Below are 17,980 nucleotides of genomic sequence, written 5' to 3'. Positions count from 1 at the left end.
CTTTTTGCGGTCACTAGTTTTTATCCTATATCCGCTTCGGTCACAAGCGCTTTCTATTGAGTCCTTACAAGCTGTGCGTGTTTAAATTAGAGACTGCTGATATACTGGCGAAATCAACCGTCGTTATCTTGTCTTTTTCATCTTACTTGCGTTCTGGGGGTTCTATGCGCTGGTTAATGCGCCTGATTGCACCGCTCATTTTCTATGTTGCCTATGGGTTGTTCCGCACCTCTGTGTTTAAAAAATCCCAGGCCAAACACCGTTTAGTGATGAAAATCTTCCGCTACGCTGCGGACAATGGCAGCACTCGCGCTTTGTCCGTATACGGACATCTGCTTCACTTCCGGGGAGATGGCGTGCAAAACCGCATCCAGGGCGGCATCTATCTGCAACGAGCGGCGGATCAGGGGGATATGAAAGCGCAGTATCAGATGGGACGGATCTATGAAGAGGGGTTTGAGCACTACTTTCAGCCCAATGCGGAGAAAGCGCGTTACTACTACGAACTGGCCGCCAAACAGGGGCATCAACTTGCCGTGGCGCGTATGGTGGATATCTATGCAAACGGCGAGTTGTCGGTGCCGGTCGACGAAGGCCAAGCGAACCACTGGCGCACCTTGATGCCCGAACTTCCGCAGCGTTAAACCAAACTGCTGGGTATCGGGTGGTTGCACTTCCACGCGTGATAGTGGGTCAGGAAGCGATCAAGCAGTTGATCCAGAGCGATGGCCGCTTTGTCGGCATCGGCTAAACGAAGTACTTCCGCGACGGTTTCTGCCGTACACAGGTGATCATCGTCCGGATTGCGTCTGAGGGTGTAACGGGTGCGACGATCGGGATCAAACGCCAGTAGCGGCAGTTCATTCAGCCACGGGCTCTTGCGCACAATCTTGCGTACTTCTTTCCAAGTGCCGTCCGGCACAATGATCAGTGGTATTTTCCCTTCAACCGGGTGGTAGCCTCTGGCGCGGGGTTTCAGTTCGGGACGGTCCGCCGGGAACAGCAGCCAGGGTTGATAGTGAGGGTCGTTCAGCATATCAACCAATACCTCGGGCGGGTGGGTGCGCTGCCAGATGAAGGTGTGGGTAACATCCGGCAGCAACTGAGCGATCAGCCGACTGGTGTTGCTGGGGCGTGCCGGTTCGTTCTCATGCAGCAGCAGTGCGATCTGCAGTGGTGGCACGTCGCTAAACGTGCCGCCACAGGCGCAGTAGTCTTCAGGCAGGCCGCAGCCAGGACATCCACTCATTTACGATCAGGCTTCTTCATCTGTACGCTGAAATTCAGTAGTTGATCGCTCTTGCCCGCAACTTCGATTGTCCATTGCGCGGCACCAGCGCTAATCTTTTCCATTGGCACGCTACTGTTTTCCAGATTCCACTCGTATGGGAAGTTGGCACGCAACACAACGGTCGCCGGTTTGCTGCGACTGTTGGTGATACGGATCGCCTGTCCCACCAGGAAGCCATTATAGGTTTTCTGGAACTGGCTTTGGTGACGTTCAACGGTCACATCGAATGCCTGGCCCAGGGTGATTTTTACCGGATCCTTTTCTGCCGTATGGTTGATGCGAGCGCCGCCTACAAACTGCAGTTGTTCCTGGCTGTCGGGACGGAAGACGCGGATGTTGCCCGCAGGCATCGGTTGCCCCAGGCCTTCTTCACTGGTGTTATTAAAGCTCAGGCGCAAGTTAGGTTTGATGCGGTAACGCTGGGCATCCTGGTTGGCCCCTACGTAAAACTCATGTTGGTAGGTACGCTTCAGGCTGACATCATCGCTGTTAAGCAGGGTGATCTGTTTCTGCTGGCCATCTTCCAGGTTGATTTTGCCGGGCAGTTGATACAGGTGGAACGCTTCCAGCTGCGCCGGTGGTTCGATACTGTCTGCTGCGGCACCCAATGCTACGACTGCCATCTCGCGCTGTGCTTTGTAGCGAGGTTGAGGTGGGACGGTATTCACATTGCCGGCCATCAACTGGATGCTGGCATTGGGGTAGTGTGTGCCACTGTTGTTGGTGAGTGATGCCATACCCGATACGTTTGCGCTGTCACCGTCCTGTGACAGAGTCAGTACGTAATTCATGGTCCAGCTAAGGCCGCCGGTCAGGTAGCTGATACGAGCGTCACGGGCGCTGCCTGTTCCCTGGCTGCGAAAGCTCAGGTTGGGTTTGGTGAGCAGGGCGGGTGGCCGACTTGGGAAGATAAAACGCCAGTGGCCGTTCAGGGGAATGCTCTCGACCCGGTTGTTACGGGAAACCAGAGCATGGTTTCCGTTAACACTGAGTAGGGTTGCCTTGCTGATCGTTTCGGTACCGGTCGCCGGATTGATGCGCGCCAGTTCCAGTTTCTTATTGATATAGTGTTCAAGCAGCGCGTGCTGGCTGAGCAGGCGGGAATTGAAATTCTGCTCCAGGATGGCGCCGGCGTTATTGATACGCAGAGTTTCCGGTTGCAACTGTTTGCTGACGTCTTCGATGATCACTTTTTGGCCAGACTGCATAGCTGGCAGTTCGCGTGTTTCACGCACCAGCGCCAGGTCCTGGTTATAGAGCGTAATACCCAGCGATTGACGCTGATCTACCCCAATGGTGAGGTTGTCTGCCGCCAGGGCCGGGGTGCTGAGCATCAGCATGGATAGAAACAGGGGGCGGAACTTCATTCGCTAGTCTCCTTGATAAATTCTTCCGGCAAATCCAAAGCAACGCGGAAGCCCCAGTCATTCTGGGAGGCGTTGGCCGGATGGCGATAACGGGCGGCTGGGCGCATCAGACGCATGATATCGAACCATGAGCCGCCACGCATAACTCGATCACTACATCCGTCACCTTGGTATGCGCTTCCGTTAACGGGGGCACCACTGTAGTCTGCTGCGTAGCAGTCTTCGACCCATTCGCTGACGTTGCCTGCCATATCGTAGAGGCCCCACGGATTAGGCTGCAGGGCGCCCACCGGTGCGGTCTGGCTGCCGTCCCAGTCGCTGCCACATTCGTCACAAACCGCGAAGCCCACAGCCGGTTTATTACCCCAGCTAAATGCGCTTTGTGTCCCAGCACGGGCGGCGTACTCCCATTCCGCTTCAGTTGGTAGGCGATATGGTTGGTCCGTCTCGCGAGACAGCCACTGCACGTAGGCTTGCGCGTCGCGCCAACTGACGTTGATGACTGGTCGGTTGCCACGCCCCCAACCTTCATCGGAGGGCAGGTCCCGACGCGTTGCGCGGGCAAACGCATCGTACTGGGCGAAGGTGACTTCATAACGGGACAGGGCATAAGGTTGCTTGATCGTCACGCGGTGTACCGGATATTCGTTATCGTCGCCAAGTTTGTGGTTATCCCCCATCAGAAAATCTCCGGCAGGCAGGGCTACCATGTCCGGGCCGTACAGATCACCTCGGATCTGGTCGCGGAACAGCAGAGTCCTGGGGGCTTGTTCTCCGGTCAGTTGGGCGGCCGTCATAAATGCAGTCGCGCCGTCTGACAGGTTAGTTGTGTCAGACTCTAGCGTGGGTTCGATGACTGCAGGCTGAACGCTGCCCTGGCTTGAATCGCTTTCTGCAACTAAAGCGTTCTCTGCTGATTGCGGGTCAGGGGCTGCAACTGCCGTATCCGGTGCCGTTGCGATTTCTGTGTTTTGTGGCTCATCCGGAATGCTCAGCGCCAGTGATAAACCGTAGCCCAATATCAACCCCAGGATAAAGGTGAACAATGGAATCAGCTTGCGCTTGGATTGCACCAGAGGTGCTTTTGGCGCCTTCTGTTCTTGCTCTGAAACCGTGGATTGATCTTCTGGCTGCTCGGGTGCCAGATCTTCAGCGCTCAGTCGTGTGGAGCGCTGTGTCTCTACTTCGGCGTCGGGAGCAGGGTGTTCCTCTGTTGCAGACGCTTGCCCGGTTTGTTCTGCCGTATCGGATTGTTCTTCGTCCGCTTTGAACAGGTCTCGTATCAAGCTCAGAGCATTGCTTGGACGTGCTGCAGGCACTCCAGAGAGGGCTGCTTGCAGACTGAGCCACTGCTGGTCGGTCAGTTGCTTGGGCTGGCTCAAACGGGCGGGGTCGCACTGAGACGGTTCCCGGGTGTTGGCGAAAGGTGGATGACCGGTAAGCACTTCATACGCAATACAGGCGAGTGAGAATATATCACAAGCCCGATTGGATGGCTGGGCGCTATGGGTTTCCGGCGCCTGGTAGACCTCGGCTCGATGGGTGTGGTGCCGGTTCTTTGGGAGTTTACCGTGCAGGGGCTGAGTGGCATAACCGGACAGTTTCACGCCGCTGCCGCGGTTGATATGCACGTTCGCCGGGCAAAGGCCGCCATGGGTGACATGCAGGGCACCGTAGGCGACATCCAGCGCCGTGGCGATCTGCAGTAGTAGGCCTTTGAGTTGATTGTCATTCAGCGCCTTGGTTTTTTTCTCTCTCAGCAGGTCGGCGAGGGTGGTGTTGTCCAGTCGCTCGGATGCGACAAAGCCGGGTTGGTTCTCGCTTTGAAAGTAGCCGTAGTGGATGGCCAGATGCTTGTGCCGCAGTTTTTTGCCAACTGCAACCGCGCGCTTTAGCGTCTCCAGGGCTTTACTGTCGCTGATCAGATAGGGAGAGATAAACTCCAGCGATACGATCGGTTTGCCCTGTACGCTCAAGTCCTGGGCTTGCCAGCGTTGTCCAAGCAGCGAATTGCCGGAGTGCTCTTTCAGCAAAAAGCGGTGTTGCGTTGTACCGACCACCTGGCCGGAAGAAAGGGAGGTGTATTCGATAGCCTGTGTTACTGCCATGGGCTAGCCTGCATCAAAAATTTCCATCAATGATAGTCAAGGCTAGCCCAACCTGCACAACAAGATGTGCGGGTATTTGGCTTAAGCGGAGGTATCCAACTCAGGGAAGGATTTCACCAGCTCATCGACCGCTTTCATCTGTGCCAGGTAGGGTTCCAGTTTGTCCAGTGGCAGGGCGCAAGGACCATCACACTTGGCAACGTTTGGATCCGGGTGCGCTTCCAGGAACAGGCCTGCGATACCTTGAGAAAGACCTGCACGGGACAGCTGTGCAACGAGGGCACGGCGACCGTCAGCAGAATCAGAGCGACCGCCTGGCATCTGCAGCGCGTGGGTTGCATCAAACATCACCGGGTAGCCAAACTCTTTCATGATGGAGAAGCCCAGCATATCCACGATCAGGTTGTTGTAACCGTAGCAGGAGCCACGTTCACACAGGATCAGGTTGCTGTTACCCGCTTCTTCACACTTGTTGAGGATGTGCTTCATCTCGTGTGGTGCAAGGAACTGCGCCTTCTTGATGTTGATGACTGCACCGGTCTCGGCCATCGCCTGAACCAGGTCGGTCTGACGGGACAGGAAGGCGGGCAGCTGGATGATGTCGCAGACTTCAGCGGCTGGCACACACTGGTAAGGCTCGTGTACATCGGTGATCACTGGTACGTTAAAGGTTTTTTTCACCTCTTCCAGGATCTTCATGCCCTCATCCAGGCCAGGGCCACGGAACGAGGTCAGCGACGAGCGGTTGGCTTTGTCGAACGATGCCTTGAATACATATGGGATGTTCAGTTTGCTGGTGACTTCTACATAGTGCTCAGCGATAGACATCGCCAGGTCGCGGGACTCCAGCACATTCATGCCACCGAAAAGCACCATCGGTTTATCGTTGGCAATTTCTACGCCACCGGCAACAACGGTTTTCTGCTCCATACAGTCGCTTTCCTTTAAATAAGGTAAATACTTAGGGCCCGTCGATATTAACGGGCCGCGAAGCGACCATTATACGCCATTGCCGGGAAAAAGTGCGGCGTAGCGCTCGATCCATTCCATTGCAGCGGCTTCAGGGCTGAGCACACGCCCTTGTTCTTCTTTGACCTCAAGACGGTACTGATGGATCTGACACAGCTGCTCCAGCATCCGCATGCGCATTTTGGCGTCCGGATTATCAAAATCAATACCCAGTTCAAAGCCCGTACCGTCGTTGTGACACCAGGTCACCACACCGGATACAGCCAGCGAAGGCTCAACGAATGGAATGCGCAGTTTGACTGCGGAACCTTTGGATATTTTGTTGTTGGAGTGGCAGATGAGGCCGAGACTTGGAGTGGAGTGGGAGACCGGGAGGGATTGAGTGAGTTGCTCTAGCTCAATCGGAATCTCTTCCGGATGCCGGATATATACCTGTAGGTTGCTCATGACAACCTCCCCTTTCTCTTTTACCCTTCTCTTATCTACATCGCCGGGGATGCAGATTCCTTTAGCGATTTTTTGATCAGTTAAAGGTGTTCCTATGTTTAGGTATAAACGCTATCCAAGGAAAAGCAATGGCAGAAATGAAACAAGATGAATTAAATGCTTACAGCGCTGCGTGCCGTGCGTTACAAGATGGTAAGCAATCCGTACTGTTGTCCACGCTCAATCAGGCGGGTAATCCTGAGATCAGCTACGCCCCGGCTGTGCGAGACGGTCAAGGCTGCTTCTACATATTTGTGAGTGAGCTGGCTGCACATACGGCAAACCTGTTAAGTCACCCCAACTGCAGTGTGTTGCTTATTCAAGATGAGCAGGAGAGTCGCAATATATTTGCGCGCGAACGGCTGACTTATCAGTGTGATGTGGAAAAGGTCGAGCGCGACTCTGCAAAGGGCGTCGAGATCCTGGAGCAGATGGAGAGTAAGTTAGGGCAGACTGTAAAACTGTTGCGCGGCTTGCCTGACTTTCATCTATTTAGACTGAAGCCAACCCATGGCTGTTATGTGGTGGGATTTGGTAAAGCGTTTGAGGTAGATCCTGCAAGCGGCGAGCTGATCCACCTCAGCGAGGATAAGGTGAAGCGCTAGATCCCGCCGCCGATAAATTCAACCACAACGGATTTGATGATGAAGGCTGCGAGGCCCAGGCCCAAGGCGAAAAACAGTACTGCTGTACCAAATTTGCCTGCATTCGACTTCTTTGCCAGATCGTAGATGATGAAGAAGATAAAACCGGCAAAGAGGGCCAGTCCAACGTTCAGCATAATGGCTTCGATTTCAGCAAGGCGCATAGCAAGGATTTCCGCTGTTGAATTGGATGAACGATTAAATCTAGATCGGGCGTGAATTGTACAGATATTGGCTCAGCGATAACAGGGCCAGTATATGTAACGTTTTGGAATATAAAGTGTTTGGATCGAGGTTTTGAACATTGGGGAAGAATGGTGGTGAGGGGTGGATTCGAACCACCGAAGCTTGCGCGTCAGATTTACAGTCTGATCCCTTTGGCCACTCGGGAACCTCACCACGAAGGGAGCGCGTATGATAGGGATCTCACTTTGCCCTGTAAAGGAAAAGTTGCATAGAAATTACAAAAAAAAACTCATGAATGGTTTGAGTGATCTTTGGTTTTTGTTTGAAAAAAATTCATCGTTAATTCCGTTCACGTCGAGCCCTTGTGGTTTCCTGCCTCCTGCGAAAAAGGTACTACTGAAACGCATAGTTGTATCTGAAAATCAATATTGAATTCCTTGAGATGAAGTCTATATTTAGTGCGAATCGATTCAGGGTATACAACATCTTGTGTGGTCTAAAGTTTGTTGCCCACTGGTCGTAGTATGTGCAGTAACTTCGCACGCGCTGGTCCGGAAGGGGGCTGCTAAGCGTTCGGAGATCACATTTTCCGGTTTCATTTTTATTACAATAATCTTTGCATTCGAGTGGAAGGTCTGATGCAGCAAGATCTGATGGTTACCAAAAGAGACGGTCGAAAAGAAAAAATCGACCTGGAGAAAATTCACCGGGTTGTTATCTGGGCAGCGGATGGACTGGACGCTGTATCGCCGTCCGAAGTAGAGCTGAAAGCTCACTTGCAGTTCTATGAAGGCATCAAGACCTCTGATATTCACGAAACCCTTATTAAATCCGCGGCGGACCTGATCTCCGAGTCTGCGCCGGATTACCAGTATCTGGCTGCTCGCTTGGCTATTTTCCACCTGCGTAAGCGTGCGTTTGGCAGCTTTGAGCCGCCACGTTTGTTTACCCACGTTGCCAAAATGGTGGACGAAGGGCGTTATGACCGTCACCTGCTGGAAGACTACTCTGAAGCTGAGTGGGACGAGCTGAACGACTACCTGGAACACAGCCGTGATATGAACTTCTCCTACGTTGCCGTGAAGCAACTGGAAGGTAAATATCTGGTGCAGAACCGTGTGACCGGTGAAATCTTTGAAAGCCCGCAGATCCTGTACATGCTGGTGGCTGCGTGCCTGTTTGCGGATTACCCGAAAGAGACTCGTCTGGGTTATGTGAAGCGTTTCTACGACGCGACGTCCCTGTTTAAGCTGTCTCTGCCAACGCCGATTATGTCTGGCGTACGTACCCCGACCCGTCAGTTCAGCTCCTGTGTACTGATTGAGTGTGGCGACAGCCTGGATTCTATCAACGCCACCTCATCTTCCATTGTGAAGTATGTGTCTCAGCGTGCGGGTATCGGTATTAATGCGGGGCGCATTCGTGCTTTGGGTAGCCCGATTCGTAACGGTGAAGCCTTCCACACCGGATGTATCCCGTTCTACAAGCACTTCCAGACCGCCGTGAAGTCCTGTTCTCAGGGTGGTGTGCGTGGCGGTGCAGCGACCCTGTTCTACCCGATCTGGCACCTGGAAGTGGAATCCCTGCTGGTTCTGAAGAACAACCGCGGTGTTGAAGAGAACCGTGTGCGTCACCTGGACTACGGCGTTCAGATCAACAAGTTGATGTACACCCGTCTGATCAAAGGCGGCAACATCACTCTGTTCAGCCCGGACGAAGTACCGGGGTTGTACGATGCGTTCTTTGCGGATCAAGACGAGTTCGAGCGTCTGTACGTAAAATATGAGCAGGATGACAGTATTCGCAAACAGACCATCAAGGCGGTGGAACTGTTTGGTATCCTGGCGTCCGAGCGTGCGTCCACCGGCCGTATCTACATCCAGAACGTTGATCACTGCAACACCCACAGCCCGTTCGATCCGATGGTGGCTCCGGTTAAGCAGTCCAACCTGTGTCTGGAAATTGCACTGCCGACCGCACCGCTGAACGATATTAACGACGAAAACGGCGAGATTGCACTCTGCACACTGTCTGCGTTCAACCTGGGCGCACTGGAAGACCTGAGCGAGCTGGAAAACCTGGCAGATCTGATTGTACGTGCCCTGGACAGCCTGCTGGACTACCAGGATTACCCGATCAAGGCGGCAGAGATCTCCACCATGAACCGTCGCCCGCTGGGTGTAGGTGTGACCAACTTTGCTTATTACCTGGCGAAGAACGGCGTACGTTACTCCGACGGTTCCGCGAATGGCCTGGTTCACCGTACCTTCGAATCCATTCAGTACTTCCTGCTGAAAGCGTCCAACGAGCTGGCGAAAGAGCGTGGTGCATGTCCTAAGTTTAACGAAACCGTTTACTCCAAGGGCCTGATGCCGATCGACACCTACAAGCGTGAAGTGGATGAATTCTGCGAAGAGCCGCTGCACCAGTTCTGGGAAACCCTGCGCGAAGATATCCGCGAGTTCGGTCTGCGCAACAGTACACTGACTGCGCTGATGCCGTGTGAGACCTCTTCTCAGATCACCAATTCCACCAATGGTATTGAGCCGCCGCGTGGTTTTGTATCCGTGAAGGCTAGCAAGGACGGCATCATGAAACAGGTGGTGCCGGACTACACCGAGCTCAAGAACCAGTACGAACTGCTGTGGGACATCCCGAACAACAACGGTTACCTGCAGCTGGTGGGTATCATGCAGAAATTCGTGGACCAGTCCATCTCGGCGAACACCAACTACGACCCGTCTAAGTTCCCGGGTGAGAAGGTGCCGATGAAACAGCTGCTGCAGGATCTGCTGACCGCATACAAAAACGGTGTGAAGACCCTGTACTACCACAACACCCGTGACGGCGCGACCGATCAGCACGATGACGGCGGCTGCGAAGGCGGTGCTTGTAAGCTTTAATACTGCTTTGATGTAAGCAGTTACATACCCCGCATGGCTTACGGTCTGTAAGCCATGCATTACCGTACCAGACTTATAGTATCTTTCAGGTAATTCAGGACAACGATGTCGTACTCTACGTTTAGCCATAGCGCCCACGATGCAACCCGAGAGCCAATGTTCTTTGGCCGCAGTGTCAATGTTGCCCGTTATGACAGACAGAAATACCCGTTTTTCGAGAAGCTGATCGAAAAGCAGCTTTCCTTCTTCTGGCGTCCGGAGGAGGTGGATCTCAGCACTGACCGTAAAGACTTCATGCAGATGCCAGAGCATGAAAAGCATATCTTCCTGAGTAACCTGAAATACCAGACACTGCTGGATTCTGTGCAGGGCCGTTCCCCGAACATTGCGTTCCTGCCGATCGTATCCCTGCCGGAGTTGGAAACCTGGTTTGAGACCTGGGCGTTCAGTGAGACGATCCACAGTCGTTCCTACACCCACATTATCCGTAACATCATCACGGAACCTTCCGAAGTATTCGATACCATCGTTACCAACGAAGAGATCATCAAACGTGCGGACTCAGTAACCCGTCTGTATGACGAGCTGATCGAGTTGGTGAACGTCTACAACACTGTTGGTGAAGGCATACACACCATCGACGGCAAGATCTACGATGCCAGCATGCGTAACCTGAAGCGCAAGCTGTACCTGACGCTGGTGACCGTGAACGTGCTGGAGGCGATCCGTTTCTACGTGAGCTTTGCCTGCTCCTTTGCCTTTGCAGAGCGTGCGATCATGGAAGGTAACGCCAAGATCATTAAACTGATCGCCCGTGACGAAGCGCTGCACTTGGCGGGCACTCAGCAGATGATCAACATCATGGCGTCCGGTTCTGACGATCCGGAGATGAAAGAGATCGCGGCAGAGTGTGAGGATCAGGTGTACGAGATCTTCCGTGAAGCGGCTGACCAGGAACGTGAGTGGGCGAAATACCTGTTTAAAGACGGTTCCATGATCGGTCTGAACGCGCAGATTCTGGGTGACTACGTTGAGTACATTACCAATGTACGCATGAAGGCACTGAACCTGACGCCGATCTTCTCTGATCGCCAGAACCCGCTGCCATGGATGAACGCGTGGCTGGTGAGCGACAACGTGCAGGTGGCTCCGCAGGAGTCCGAGATCAGCTCCTACCTGGTAGGGCAGATCGACAACGAAGTGGATGACAGCGATTTTGACGGATTCGATCTCTGAGGAAAAGGAGGATTCCGCCATGTCCGGCATCCCTCGAATTAAGGTAAACAATCACCACACCTTCTACTACCAGTATGAGTTTTCGCTACTGGACTCACTGGAAGCGCAAGAGATTGATGCACCTTACAGTTGTCGTGGTGGATACTGTGGTTGCTGCAAGGTGCGTTTGTTGGATGGTGAAGTGACACAGGTGCAGGATGCCCTGTTTGATCTGCAGGGGGATGAGATTCTGACCTGCTGCTGTGTGCCGAAAACCCATATCGAGATTGAGATTCCGGAAGAGTGAGCCCTGGCCTCCATGGCTGGTGTGCTTTCGATAAGAACCCTGTTCAGTAACCTGGACAGGGTTTTTTTATGCTTCATCAATAGACTGTATGGGGCCGAAAAAGCGGACTGGGATGTAGGTTGGCCATCGCGAAGCGATGCCCAACAAGTCGAAGCCAATTTGGCCATAAACTGTTGGGCTCCGCAGGGCGAAGGCCAGGCTACAATTTTTATTACCTGTTGATACCTAGAAAAACTATCCCTCCCAAGAGAGCGAACGTTTCAAATTGAGCAAGCCCTCAGAATCTTTTTCACAGAAAATTTATATAGCGCTATCTGTTGACAGCGGCTGTTGGTATTGATCTTTGCACCGGGAGTTTCTTCGGTAAGTTATTGAAAATTCGTGCATTATTCCGTGTTGGATGCATTTTGCGCAAATCGCTGAAGCGCCCGAGAACAGGCCGCTTGCGCCAACTACCCAGAAACAATCCACCAAGTTACCCACAGTATATGGGGGTAAGTGGATAGATCGCTCGGTGCACTTTAGGGGGCTTCTCCTTAGTTATTCTTGGCGTCTCTGACCGGTTGTTGATGGGCGGCGTAGGAGAAGGGAGCGTGCCATACTTTCCCTAACAACACGAACGGGAGAGTGGGTTATGTCTGCTGCATCCGGACTGCTTGAGCTGATCGGTAATACACCACTGGTACGCCTCAACAAGGTGTCCAGCGAAACCGGTTGTGACATCCTCGGCAAGTGTGAATTTATGAATCCCGGGGGATCGGTAAAAGACCGGACCGCGCTCGGAATTGTGCGCCAGGCGATGCGCGCGGGCCTGCTTCACAAAGGGGGGCATGTGATCGAAGGGACAGCAGGGAATACCGGCATCGGTTTGGCGATGGTGGGCAGTGCGCTCGGGCTGCATACCACCATCGTGATGCCGGAAACCCAAAGCCAGGAAAAACGTGATGCCCTACGGTTGCTGAATGCGGATCTACGCCTGGTACCAGCCGTGCCTTATGCCGATGAGAACCACTATACCAAGGTGGCAAAGCGTCTGGCGATAGAGTCCCAGCAACACGGTAATGCGATTTGGGCCAATCAGTTTGATAATACCGCCAACCGGGATGTGCACTACCAGACGACCGGACAGGAGATCTGGCAGCAAACCCGAGGCAAAGTGGATGCGTTTTGCTGTGCAGTTGGAACCGGCGGTACACTGGCCGGAGTGGGAATGGCGTTGCGTAACCAAAATCCGGATGTGAAAGTTTACCTGACAGATCCAATGGGGGCCTCCCTGTACCATTTCTTTACAGACGGCGAGTTGCGCGCTGAAGGCAGTTCGGTCATGGAAGGGATCGGGCAAAGCCGGATCACCGCCAACCTGAAGGACTTTACGCCGGATGGTGCCTTTCAGATATCAGACAATGAAGCGATGGAGATCGTGTTTGAATTGTTACACGACGAAGGATTGGCATTGGGTGGATCGAGCGGCATCAATGTTGCCGGAGCGGTGAAAGTGGCTGAGCAGTTAGGACCAGGCCATACGATTGTGACCGTACTCTGTGATGGTGCTTCACGTTACCAGAGTAAACTGTTTAATCCTGCTTACCTGAACGATAAAGACCTGCCAGTGCCGGAATGGCTATTGTGAGTGGGCATCAGTCAGTGCGTCAGTATGCGTTCCTTTGTGAGTAACTCATATGTAGAAGTACAGAATGTACGGATGTTTTTGGGGTAAAAAAGTTTCAGGTTTTAAGCTGTCAATACTTGTAATTTATTGTTTTTTTATAGATCTAACTGACTGAAAAATATCCGTTTTGTCTCCTGGTTGTAATTTGCGCAATCCGCTGAAAGAGCACAAAATACGGGCGCTGTAGCAAGCTGTCAGAAAGTCATCCACGAACTTATCCACAGAAAGTGTGAATAAACTTTTGTCTAGTCTTTGGCGGAAGTGGAAAGGAAAAAGTGTGGCGTTTAGCGGCAGGAAAAGTATTGGATGTTGGCGTCTGAGGGCTTTTGTTACCGGCCCTCAGAAACCAAATAGCGCAGGCGATTAACTCCGTGGCAGTAGGTCTGCCTGATGTTCCTGCAGTACCTCTTCACCAAACCAGGCCAGGTCATCGTGCAGTTCTACCACTTCACCCACGATGATCAGCGCAGGGGCTTCCAGCTGGGCTTGTTCCTGTTTTTCGGCGATATCTGTCAGGGTTCCAATCAATACTTTCTGTTCCGGCCGTGTACCGCGAGACACGATTGCAGCAGGTGTGTCTGCCGATTTGCCGTGGCGGATCAGTTCCCTGCTCAGGTGCGGCAGGCTGTGCAGGCCCATGTAAAAGACAATGGTCTGATTCGGGTGGACCAGCTCTTCGAAGTTAAGGTCTGAGGTACGGTTCTTCAGCTGCCCGGTGACAAAGCGCACGGACTGGGCGTAGTTGCGATGAGTCAGCGGAATACCTGCGTAAGTAGAGCAGGCGCTGGCTGCGGTGATGCCTGGCACAACCTGGAATGGGATATTGTGTTCTTTCAGTTTCTGCAGCTCTTCGCCACCGCGACCAAAGATAAACGGATCACCGCCTTTCAGGCGCAGCACACGTTTACCTGCCTGAGCATGCTTCACCAGCAGCTCGTTGATCCCTTCTTGCGGCACTGCGTGGTTGTCACGCTTCTTGCCTACAAACACCATATCAGCATCGCGACGGCACAGATCAATAACCTTAGGTGAAACCAGGGCGTCGTAGAGCACAATATCTGCCTGCTGCATCAGGCGCAGGGCTTTAAAGGTCAGCAGCTCAGGATCACCCGGTCCGGCACCCACCAGATAGACCTCGCCGGTATGGCGATCAGTGTTATCGTCCAGTTTCGCCCGCAGCATCTGTTCCGCTTCGTCATGCCGACCGGCGAATACTTTCTCTGCGATCTGGCCCTGCAGGACCTCCTCCCAGAAGATGCGGCGCTGGTTGGTGGTGGAAAAGCGTGCTTTTACGGCGTGGCGGAAACGGCCGACCAGGCTGCTTAGGTGGCTGTAGCTGCTTGGAATCCAGGTTTCCAGCTTGGCTCGCAGCAGACGCGCCAGTACCGGCGCTTTACCGCCGGAGGAGATCGCCACCACAATCGGTGAGCGGTCCACAATCGCCGGGAAGATAAAGGTACACAGATCCGGTGAATCAACAACGTTAACCGGCAGGTTACGCTCGGTGGCATCGAAGTGGACGCGGCTGTTCAGATCGTTATCGTCTGTCGCTGCGATCACCAGTCCTTTTCCATCCAGAAGTGCGGTATGGTATTCGCCGATGATGGCTTCGCCTTGGTATTGCGCGAGTAACTCGTCAAGCTCCGGGCATATCTCGTGGGATACCACGGATACCTTGGCACCGGCACGGGTAAGCAGGGTGGCTTTACGCAGTGCGACACTGCCTCCGCCAACCAGTAGTACGGGTTGACCCTCAAGTCTGAAAAAAAGTGGCAGGTAATCCAAAGCAAACTCTCCTGTTGGATCGGATATCTGACGTCGTTGCCGGATAGTGTATAGGTAGTTTATCAGAGCGCGCCGCGGATGCGGGAGAAGGGGAGCCGGGCAGGAAAAAAGGGGCGTCGTTGCCCCTTTTTCACTCTATTGATTAGAGCTGAGTATGCAGTCCGCATTCGCGGGTTTCAACCGCTTTGGTCGGATCAAAGTAGTCGTTTTCGTTTGGCAGGTTGTGCTCTGCCAGGTACGCATCCAGATCTGCTTCGGTCAGGTTGTACAGCGGTGCCACCTTGATGATGCCGTCTTTGCTGGCGCTGACGATGTTCATGGACTGACGGAATTCGGTCTGGTCCTTACGGATCGCGTTCAGCCACAGGTCTGGCTTCAGCTCGGACAGGGCGCGCTGGAACGGCTCCAGTTTAACCTGACGGGTAAACTCGTCGTGCAGCGGATCATCGATATCCGGGATGCCTTTCATCAGCACGTTACGGCGTGCGCTGGTCATCTGTGGAATGTAGGTTTCGATGTTCAGGTTCAGGTCCTGAATCACTTTCTCGGCAAAACGGTAGGTTGCAGAGGTGTTGTAGCCGGAATCGACCCACAGCACTTTGATGTCTGGTTTTACCTGGGTCGCCATGTGCAGAATCACTGCTTCGTATGGACGGAAGTTGGTGGTAACCAGAGGGTTTTCGGAATTTTCGATTGCCCAGCGGATGATCTCCAGCGGGCCTTTTCCTTCAAGCTGCTCGTTCGCAGCAACGAGATCAATACTCATAACGCAACTCTTTAATTTATCTAGTTTTTATAAGGCATATCCATACGCCTTTAATAGCTTAATAAAGCAAACGCCCGACATGGGCCGGGCGTTTGTAGTCATCTTACTGACGGTAAACCGGGCGGCTGTCGTCTTCGGCGCCCTGGTAACGTACGCTGAATTCACTGAAGGCGTTAAACACCTCGTCGCTGAAACGGTCGGCTGGAATGTCCAGCGCGTCAAAACCGCAGCGGGTCAGGAAGTCAAGGCGGTCGTGGGATACATCACCCACGGCGCGGATCTGACCTTTGAAACCAGCGCGTTTCAGCAGGCGGGCGATGGAGAAGCAGCGGCCGTCACGCAGAGCGGGGATGAAGATCGCGATCAGCGGGAACTGGTTTGGGTTTTCCAGTACACCATCGATCTCGTCGTCACCACTTACCTGAATTGCTACCTGACCTTCACGAGCGTTCAGGGCCGCTTCGTGCGCCTGATAGTAGGCCAGCGGTACAATGATATCACCGGCAGGCAACGTGTTGCTTTCCAGGGCTTCAGCGTCGACCAACTGCCAGCTATCGTTGTCGACCAGTTCGCGATTAATGAGCAGGGGCATAAACTTTCTCCTTAAACGGGGTCAGGCCGATGCGACGTACGCAGTCGATAAAGCGCTCGTCTTCAATACGTTGTTCTACAAATACGGACAGGACTTTCTCCAGGGTGTCGGCAACTTCGTCGGCAGCAACCGCTTTACCGATGACTTTACCCAGGGATGCGTCTTCACCGTCGGAGCCGCCCAGCGTGATCTGGTACCAGTCTTCACCTTTCTTATCCACACCCAGGATACCGATGTGGCCCACGTGGTGGTGGCTGCAGGCGTTGATACAACCGGACATGTTTAGCTTGATCTCGCCCAGGTCGTACAGGTAGTCCAGATCTTCGAATTTAGCATCGATCTGATCGGCAACACCCAGGGTCTTCGCGTTCGCCAGGGCACAAAAATCACCACCCGGGCACACGGTCATGTCGGTCAGGGTGTTGATGTTGGCGCGTGCCAGGTTCGCTTCTGACAGGGTTTGCCACAGTGCGTACAGGTCCTGCTTGCGTACATCGGCCAGCACCAGGTTCTGGTTGTGGGTGGAGCGGATCTCGCCGAAGCTGTACTTGTCTGCCAGATCGGCCACCAGGTCCATCTGCTGGTGCGTAATGTCACCTTTTGCTACCAGGTGTGCTTTCAGAGATACGATTACCGCACGGTAACCCGGTACTTTGTGCTCAACCGTGTTCTGGCGGAACCAGTGTGCAAAGGTCTCATCTTCAGCCAGCTTAGCTTCCAGGGAGGTGTCGTTTGCTGCATCTGCTTCGTAGTCGAACGGGGTGAAGAAACCCTGTACGCGTGCGATTTCCGCGTCTGTCAGCTGCAGGTCAGAATCTTTAATCTGTTCCCACTCGGCTTCAACCAGCTCACGGAAGGTGTCGATACCCAGTGCGTTTACCAAAATCTTGATACGCGCTTTGTATTTGTTGTCGCGACGACCTTTCAGGTTGTATACGCGAATGATCGCTTCCAGGTAGGACAGCAGATCTTTTTTCTGCAGGAACGGACGGATCTGCTTGCCGATAACCGGGGTACGCCCCAGGCCTCCGCCAACCAGAACTTCAAAGCCTACTTCGCCTGCGTCGTTCTTAACGATGTGCAGACCGATGTCGTGTACCTGGGATGCTGCACGGTCAGTTGGACCGCCAGAGATGGCGATCTTGAACTTACGTGGCAGGTACGCAAATTCCGGGTGCAGGCTGGACCACTGGCGGATGATTTCACAGTACGGACGTGGATCTTCGATCTCGTCGGCAATGATACCGGCAAACTGGTCGGTGGTGGTGTTACGGATACAGTTACCGGAGGTCTGGATAGCGTGCATCTGCACCTTCGCCAGCTCTTCCAGGATATCCGGTACGTCTTCCAGTTTCGGCCAGTTGAACTGGATGTTGGTACGGGTAGTAAAGTGACCGTAGCCTTTGTCCCATTTGCGGGCAACGTGCGCCAGCGTGCGCATCTGTTGGGACGACATCATGCCGTACGGTACCGCTACGCGCAGCATTGGGGCATGGCGCTGTACGTAAAGCCCGTTCATCAAACGCAAAGCCAGGAATTCATCTTCCGGCAGATCACCAGCAAGGAAACGGCGGGTTTGATCGCGGAACGACGCGACACGCTCGTTTACCAGTTGTTGGTCGACTTGGTTGTATTGATACATGATTCGACACCTTGCTCGGCCTCTTCGGGCCGATCACCTCACATTAGTGT

General features: G+C 53.5%; 16 protein-coding genes and 1 tRNA gene. 6 read left to right on the top strand and 11 right to left on the bottom strand.

Translation table 11 applies throughout. From position 1 onward, the window contains the following. The first annotated feature begins 164 nt into the window (after positions 1 to 164). A complete protein-coding gene (locus QKW35_RS04190; protein WP_282350965.1) occupies positions 165 to 644 on the top strand; it encodes a tetratricopeptide repeat protein in 480 nt (159 codons plus the stop codon). Here QKW35_RS04190 and QKW35_RS04185 read toward each other — a convergent pair. The 5 genes from QKW35_RS04185 to QKW35_RS04165 all read right to left on the bottom strand — a co-directional run bounded on the left by QKW35_RS04185 (position 641) and on the right by QKW35_RS04165 (position 6,182). Beyond that, on the bottom strand, positions 641 to 1,249 hold the full coding sequence (locus tag QKW35_RS04185) for a tRNA-uridine aminocarboxypropyltransferase (protein ID WP_282350964.1): 609 nt from the start codon (positions 1,247 to 1,249) through the stop codon (positions 641 to 643). The genes QKW35_RS04190 and QKW35_RS04185 overlap by 4 nt on opposite strands. Continuing rightward, on the bottom strand, positions 1,246 to 2,658 hold the full coding sequence (locus QKW35_RS04180) for a DUF4139 domain-containing protein (RefSeq protein ID WP_282350963.1): 1,413 nt from the start codon (positions 2,656 to 2,658) through the stop codon (positions 1,246 to 1,248). Before QKW35_RS04180 ends, QKW35_RS04185 begins: the two co-directional genes overlap by 4 nt. Then, entirely contained in the window at positions 2,655 to 4,766 is a 2,112-nt protein-coding gene (locus QKW35_RS04175; RefSeq protein WP_282350962.1) for an SUMF1/EgtB/PvdO family nonheme iron enzyme, read from the bottom strand. The genes QKW35_RS04180 and QKW35_RS04175 overlap by 4 nt, the downstream gene beginning before the upstream one ends. An 81-nt stretch (positions 4,767 to 4,847) precedes the next feature. After that, positions 4,848 to 5,696 (bottom strand): 3-deoxy-8-phosphooctulonate synthase, encoded by an 849-nt coding sequence (gene kdsA, locus QKW35_RS04170; protein ID WP_282350961.1) that lies wholly within the window; start codon positions 5,694 to 5,696, stop codon positions 4,848 to 4,850. A 69-nt stretch (positions 5,697 to 5,765) separates the two neighbouring features. Further along, positions 5,766 to 6,182 (bottom strand): PilZ domain-containing protein, encoded by a 417-nt coding sequence (locus QKW35_RS04165; RefSeq protein ID WP_282350960.1) that lies wholly within the window; start codon positions 6,180 to 6,182, stop codon positions 5,766 to 5,768. A gap of 128 nt (positions 6,183 to 6,310) precedes the next feature. Here QKW35_RS04165 and QKW35_RS04160 point away from each other — a divergent pair, with 128 nt between their 5' ends. Next, positions 6,311 to 6,826: a HugZ family pyridoxamine 5'-phosphate oxidase gene (locus QKW35_RS04160; protein WP_282350959.1), complete on the top strand. Its 516-nt coding sequence runs from the start codon at positions 6,311 to 6,313 to the stop codon at positions 6,824 to 6,826. Here the strand turns inward: QKW35_RS04160 and QKW35_RS04155 are convergent. Then, complete coding sequence (locus QKW35_RS04155) at positions 6,823 to 7,029, bottom strand: DUF2788 domain-containing protein (protein ID WP_282350958.1); 207 nt, start codon at positions 7,027 to 7,029, stop codon at positions 6,823 to 6,825. The genes QKW35_RS04160 and QKW35_RS04155 overlap by 4 nt on opposite strands. A 151-nt stretch (positions 7,030 to 7,180) precedes the next feature. Continuing rightward, positions 7,181 to 7,264 (bottom strand) — tRNA-Tyr (locus QKW35_RS04150). 425 nt (positions 7,265 to 7,689) lie between these two features. Between QKW35_RS04150 and nrdA the strand changes: the two genes are divergently transcribed. The 4 genes from nrdA (at position 7,690) to QKW35_RS04130 (ending at position 13,106) form a co-directional block, all read left to right on the top strand. Beyond that, entirely contained in the window at positions 7,690 to 9,954 is a 2,265-nt protein-coding gene (gene nrdA / locus QKW35_RS04145) for a class 1a ribonucleoside-diphosphate reductase subunit alpha (RefSeq protein ID WP_282350956.1), read from the top strand. A 105-nt stretch (positions 9,955 to 10,059) separates the two neighbouring features. After that, entirely contained in the window at positions 10,060 to 11,190 is a 1,131-nt protein-coding gene (gene nrdB / locus QKW35_RS04140; protein WP_282350955.1) for a class Ia ribonucleoside-diphosphate reductase subunit beta, read from the top strand. A 19-nt stretch (positions 11,191 to 11,209) separates the two neighbouring features. Next, positions 11,210 to 11,476: a class I ribonucleotide reductase maintenance protein YfaE gene (gene yfaE, locus QKW35_RS04135; protein ID WP_282350954.1), complete on the top strand. Its 267-nt coding sequence runs from the start codon at positions 11,210 to 11,212 to the stop codon at positions 11,474 to 11,476. Positions 11,477 to 12,110: 634 nt separating this feature from the next. Next, a complete protein-coding gene (locus tag QKW35_RS04130) occupies positions 12,111 to 13,106 on the top strand; it encodes a cysteine synthase A (protein ID WP_282350953.1) in 996 nt (331 codons plus the stop codon). Between the two features lie 402 nt (positions 13,107 to 13,508). On the opposite strand, the gene cysG is transcribed toward QKW35_RS04130, so the two are convergent. The 4 genes from cysG to QKW35_RS04110 form a co-directional block, all read right to left on the bottom strand. Next, positions 13,509 to 14,930 (bottom strand): siroheme synthase CysG, encoded by a 1,422-nt coding sequence (gene cysG, locus QKW35_RS04125; protein ID WP_282350952.1) that lies wholly within the window; start codon positions 14,928 to 14,930, stop codon positions 13,509 to 13,511. A gap of 142 nt (positions 14,931 to 15,072) precedes the next feature. Beyond that, on the bottom strand, positions 15,073 to 15,696 hold the full coding sequence (locus QKW35_RS04120; protein WP_282350951.1) for a phosphoadenosine phosphosulfate reductase domain-containing protein: 624 nt from the start codon (positions 15,694 to 15,696) through the stop codon (positions 15,073 to 15,075). A 103-nt stretch (positions 15,697 to 15,799) separates the two neighbouring features. Then, the gene (locus QKW35_RS04115) at positions 15,800 to 16,288 is read right to left on the bottom strand and encodes a DUF934 domain-containing protein (protein WP_282350950.1); all 489 of its coding nucleotides are present in this window, start codon (positions 16,286 to 16,288) and stop codon (positions 15,800 to 15,802) included. Continuing rightward, a complete protein-coding gene (locus QKW35_RS04110) occupies positions 16,272 to 17,930 on the bottom strand; it encodes a nitrite/sulfite reductase (protein WP_282350949.1) in 1,659 nt (552 codons plus the stop codon). Before QKW35_RS04110 ends, QKW35_RS04115 begins: the two co-directional genes overlap by 17 nt. Between the last annotated feature and the right edge of the window lie 50 nt (positions 17,931 to 17,980).

Source organism: Pontibacterium granulatum (genome assembly GCF_029961155.1).
GTDB classification, from domain to species: Bacteria; Pseudomonadota; Gammaproteobacteria; order Pseudomonadales; family Balneatricaceae; genus Pontibacterium; species Pontibacterium granulatum.
The sequence above is the reverse complement of the archived record's forward strand: the minus strand, read 5'-3'. Positions and strand labels throughout refer to the sequence as shown.

What these genes read in the sequence shown, in the direction of transcription:
- QKW35_RS04110 (WP_282350949.1), bottom strand. Translation starts at nt 17,930, where the DNA reads ATGTATCAATACAACCAAGTCGACCAACAACTGGTAAACGAGCGTGTC.
- QKW35_RS04115 (WP_282350950.1), bottom strand. Translation starts at nt 16,288, where the DNA reads ATGCCCCTGCTCATTAATCGCGAACTGGTCGACAACGATAGCTGGCAG.
- QKW35_RS04190 (WP_282350965.1), top strand. Translation starts at nt 165, where the DNA reads ATGCGCTGGTTAATGCGCCTGATTGCACCGCTCATTTTCTATGTTGCC.
- nrdA (WP_282350956.1), top strand. Translation starts at nt 7,690, where the DNA reads ATGCAGCAAGATCTGATGGTTACCAAAAGAGACGGTCGAAAAGAAAAA.
- yfaE (WP_282350954.1), top strand. Translation starts at nt 11,210, where the DNA reads ATGTCCGGCATCCCTCGAATTAAGGTAAACAATCACCACACCTTCTAC.
- QKW35_RS04130 (WP_282350953.1), top strand. Translation starts at nt 12,111, where the DNA reads ATGTCTGCTGCATCCGGACTGCTTGAGCTGATCGGTAATACACCACTG.
- QKW35_RS04180 (WP_282350963.1), bottom strand. Translation starts at nt 2,658, where the DNA reads ATGAAGTTCCGCCCCCTGTTTCTATCCATGCTGATGCTCAGCACCCCG.
- kdsA (WP_282350961.1), bottom strand. Translation starts at nt 5,696, where the DNA reads ATGGAGCAGAAAACCGTTGTTGCCGGTGGCGTAGAAATTGCCAACGAT.
- QKW35_RS04175 (WP_282350962.1), bottom strand. Translation starts at nt 4,766, where the DNA reads ATGGCAGTAACACAGGCTATCGAATACACCTCCCTTTCTTCCGGCCAG.
- QKW35_RS04185 (WP_282350964.1), bottom strand. Translation starts at nt 1,249, where the DNA reads ATGAGTGGATGTCCTGGCTGCGGCCTGCCTGAAGACTACTGCGCCTGT.
- QKW35_RS04120 (WP_282350951.1), bottom strand. Translation starts at nt 15,696, where the DNA reads ATGAGTATTGATCTCGTTGCTGCGAACGAGCAGCTTGAAGGAAAAGGC.
- QKW35_RS04165 (WP_282350960.1), bottom strand. Translation starts at nt 6,182, where the DNA reads ATGAGCAACCTACAGGTATATATCCGGCATCCGGAAGAGATTCCGATT.
- QKW35_RS04155 (WP_282350958.1), bottom strand. Translation starts at nt 7,029, where the DNA reads ATGCGCCTTGCTGAAATCGAAGCCATTATGCTGAACGTTGGACTGGCC.
- QKW35_RS04160 (WP_282350959.1), top strand. Translation starts at nt 6,311, where the DNA reads ATGGCAGAAATGAAACAAGATGAATTAAATGCTTACAGCGCTGCGTGC.
- nrdB (WP_282350955.1), top strand. Translation starts at nt 10,060, where the DNA reads ATGTCGTACTCTACGTTTAGCCATAGCGCCCACGATGCAACCCGAGAG.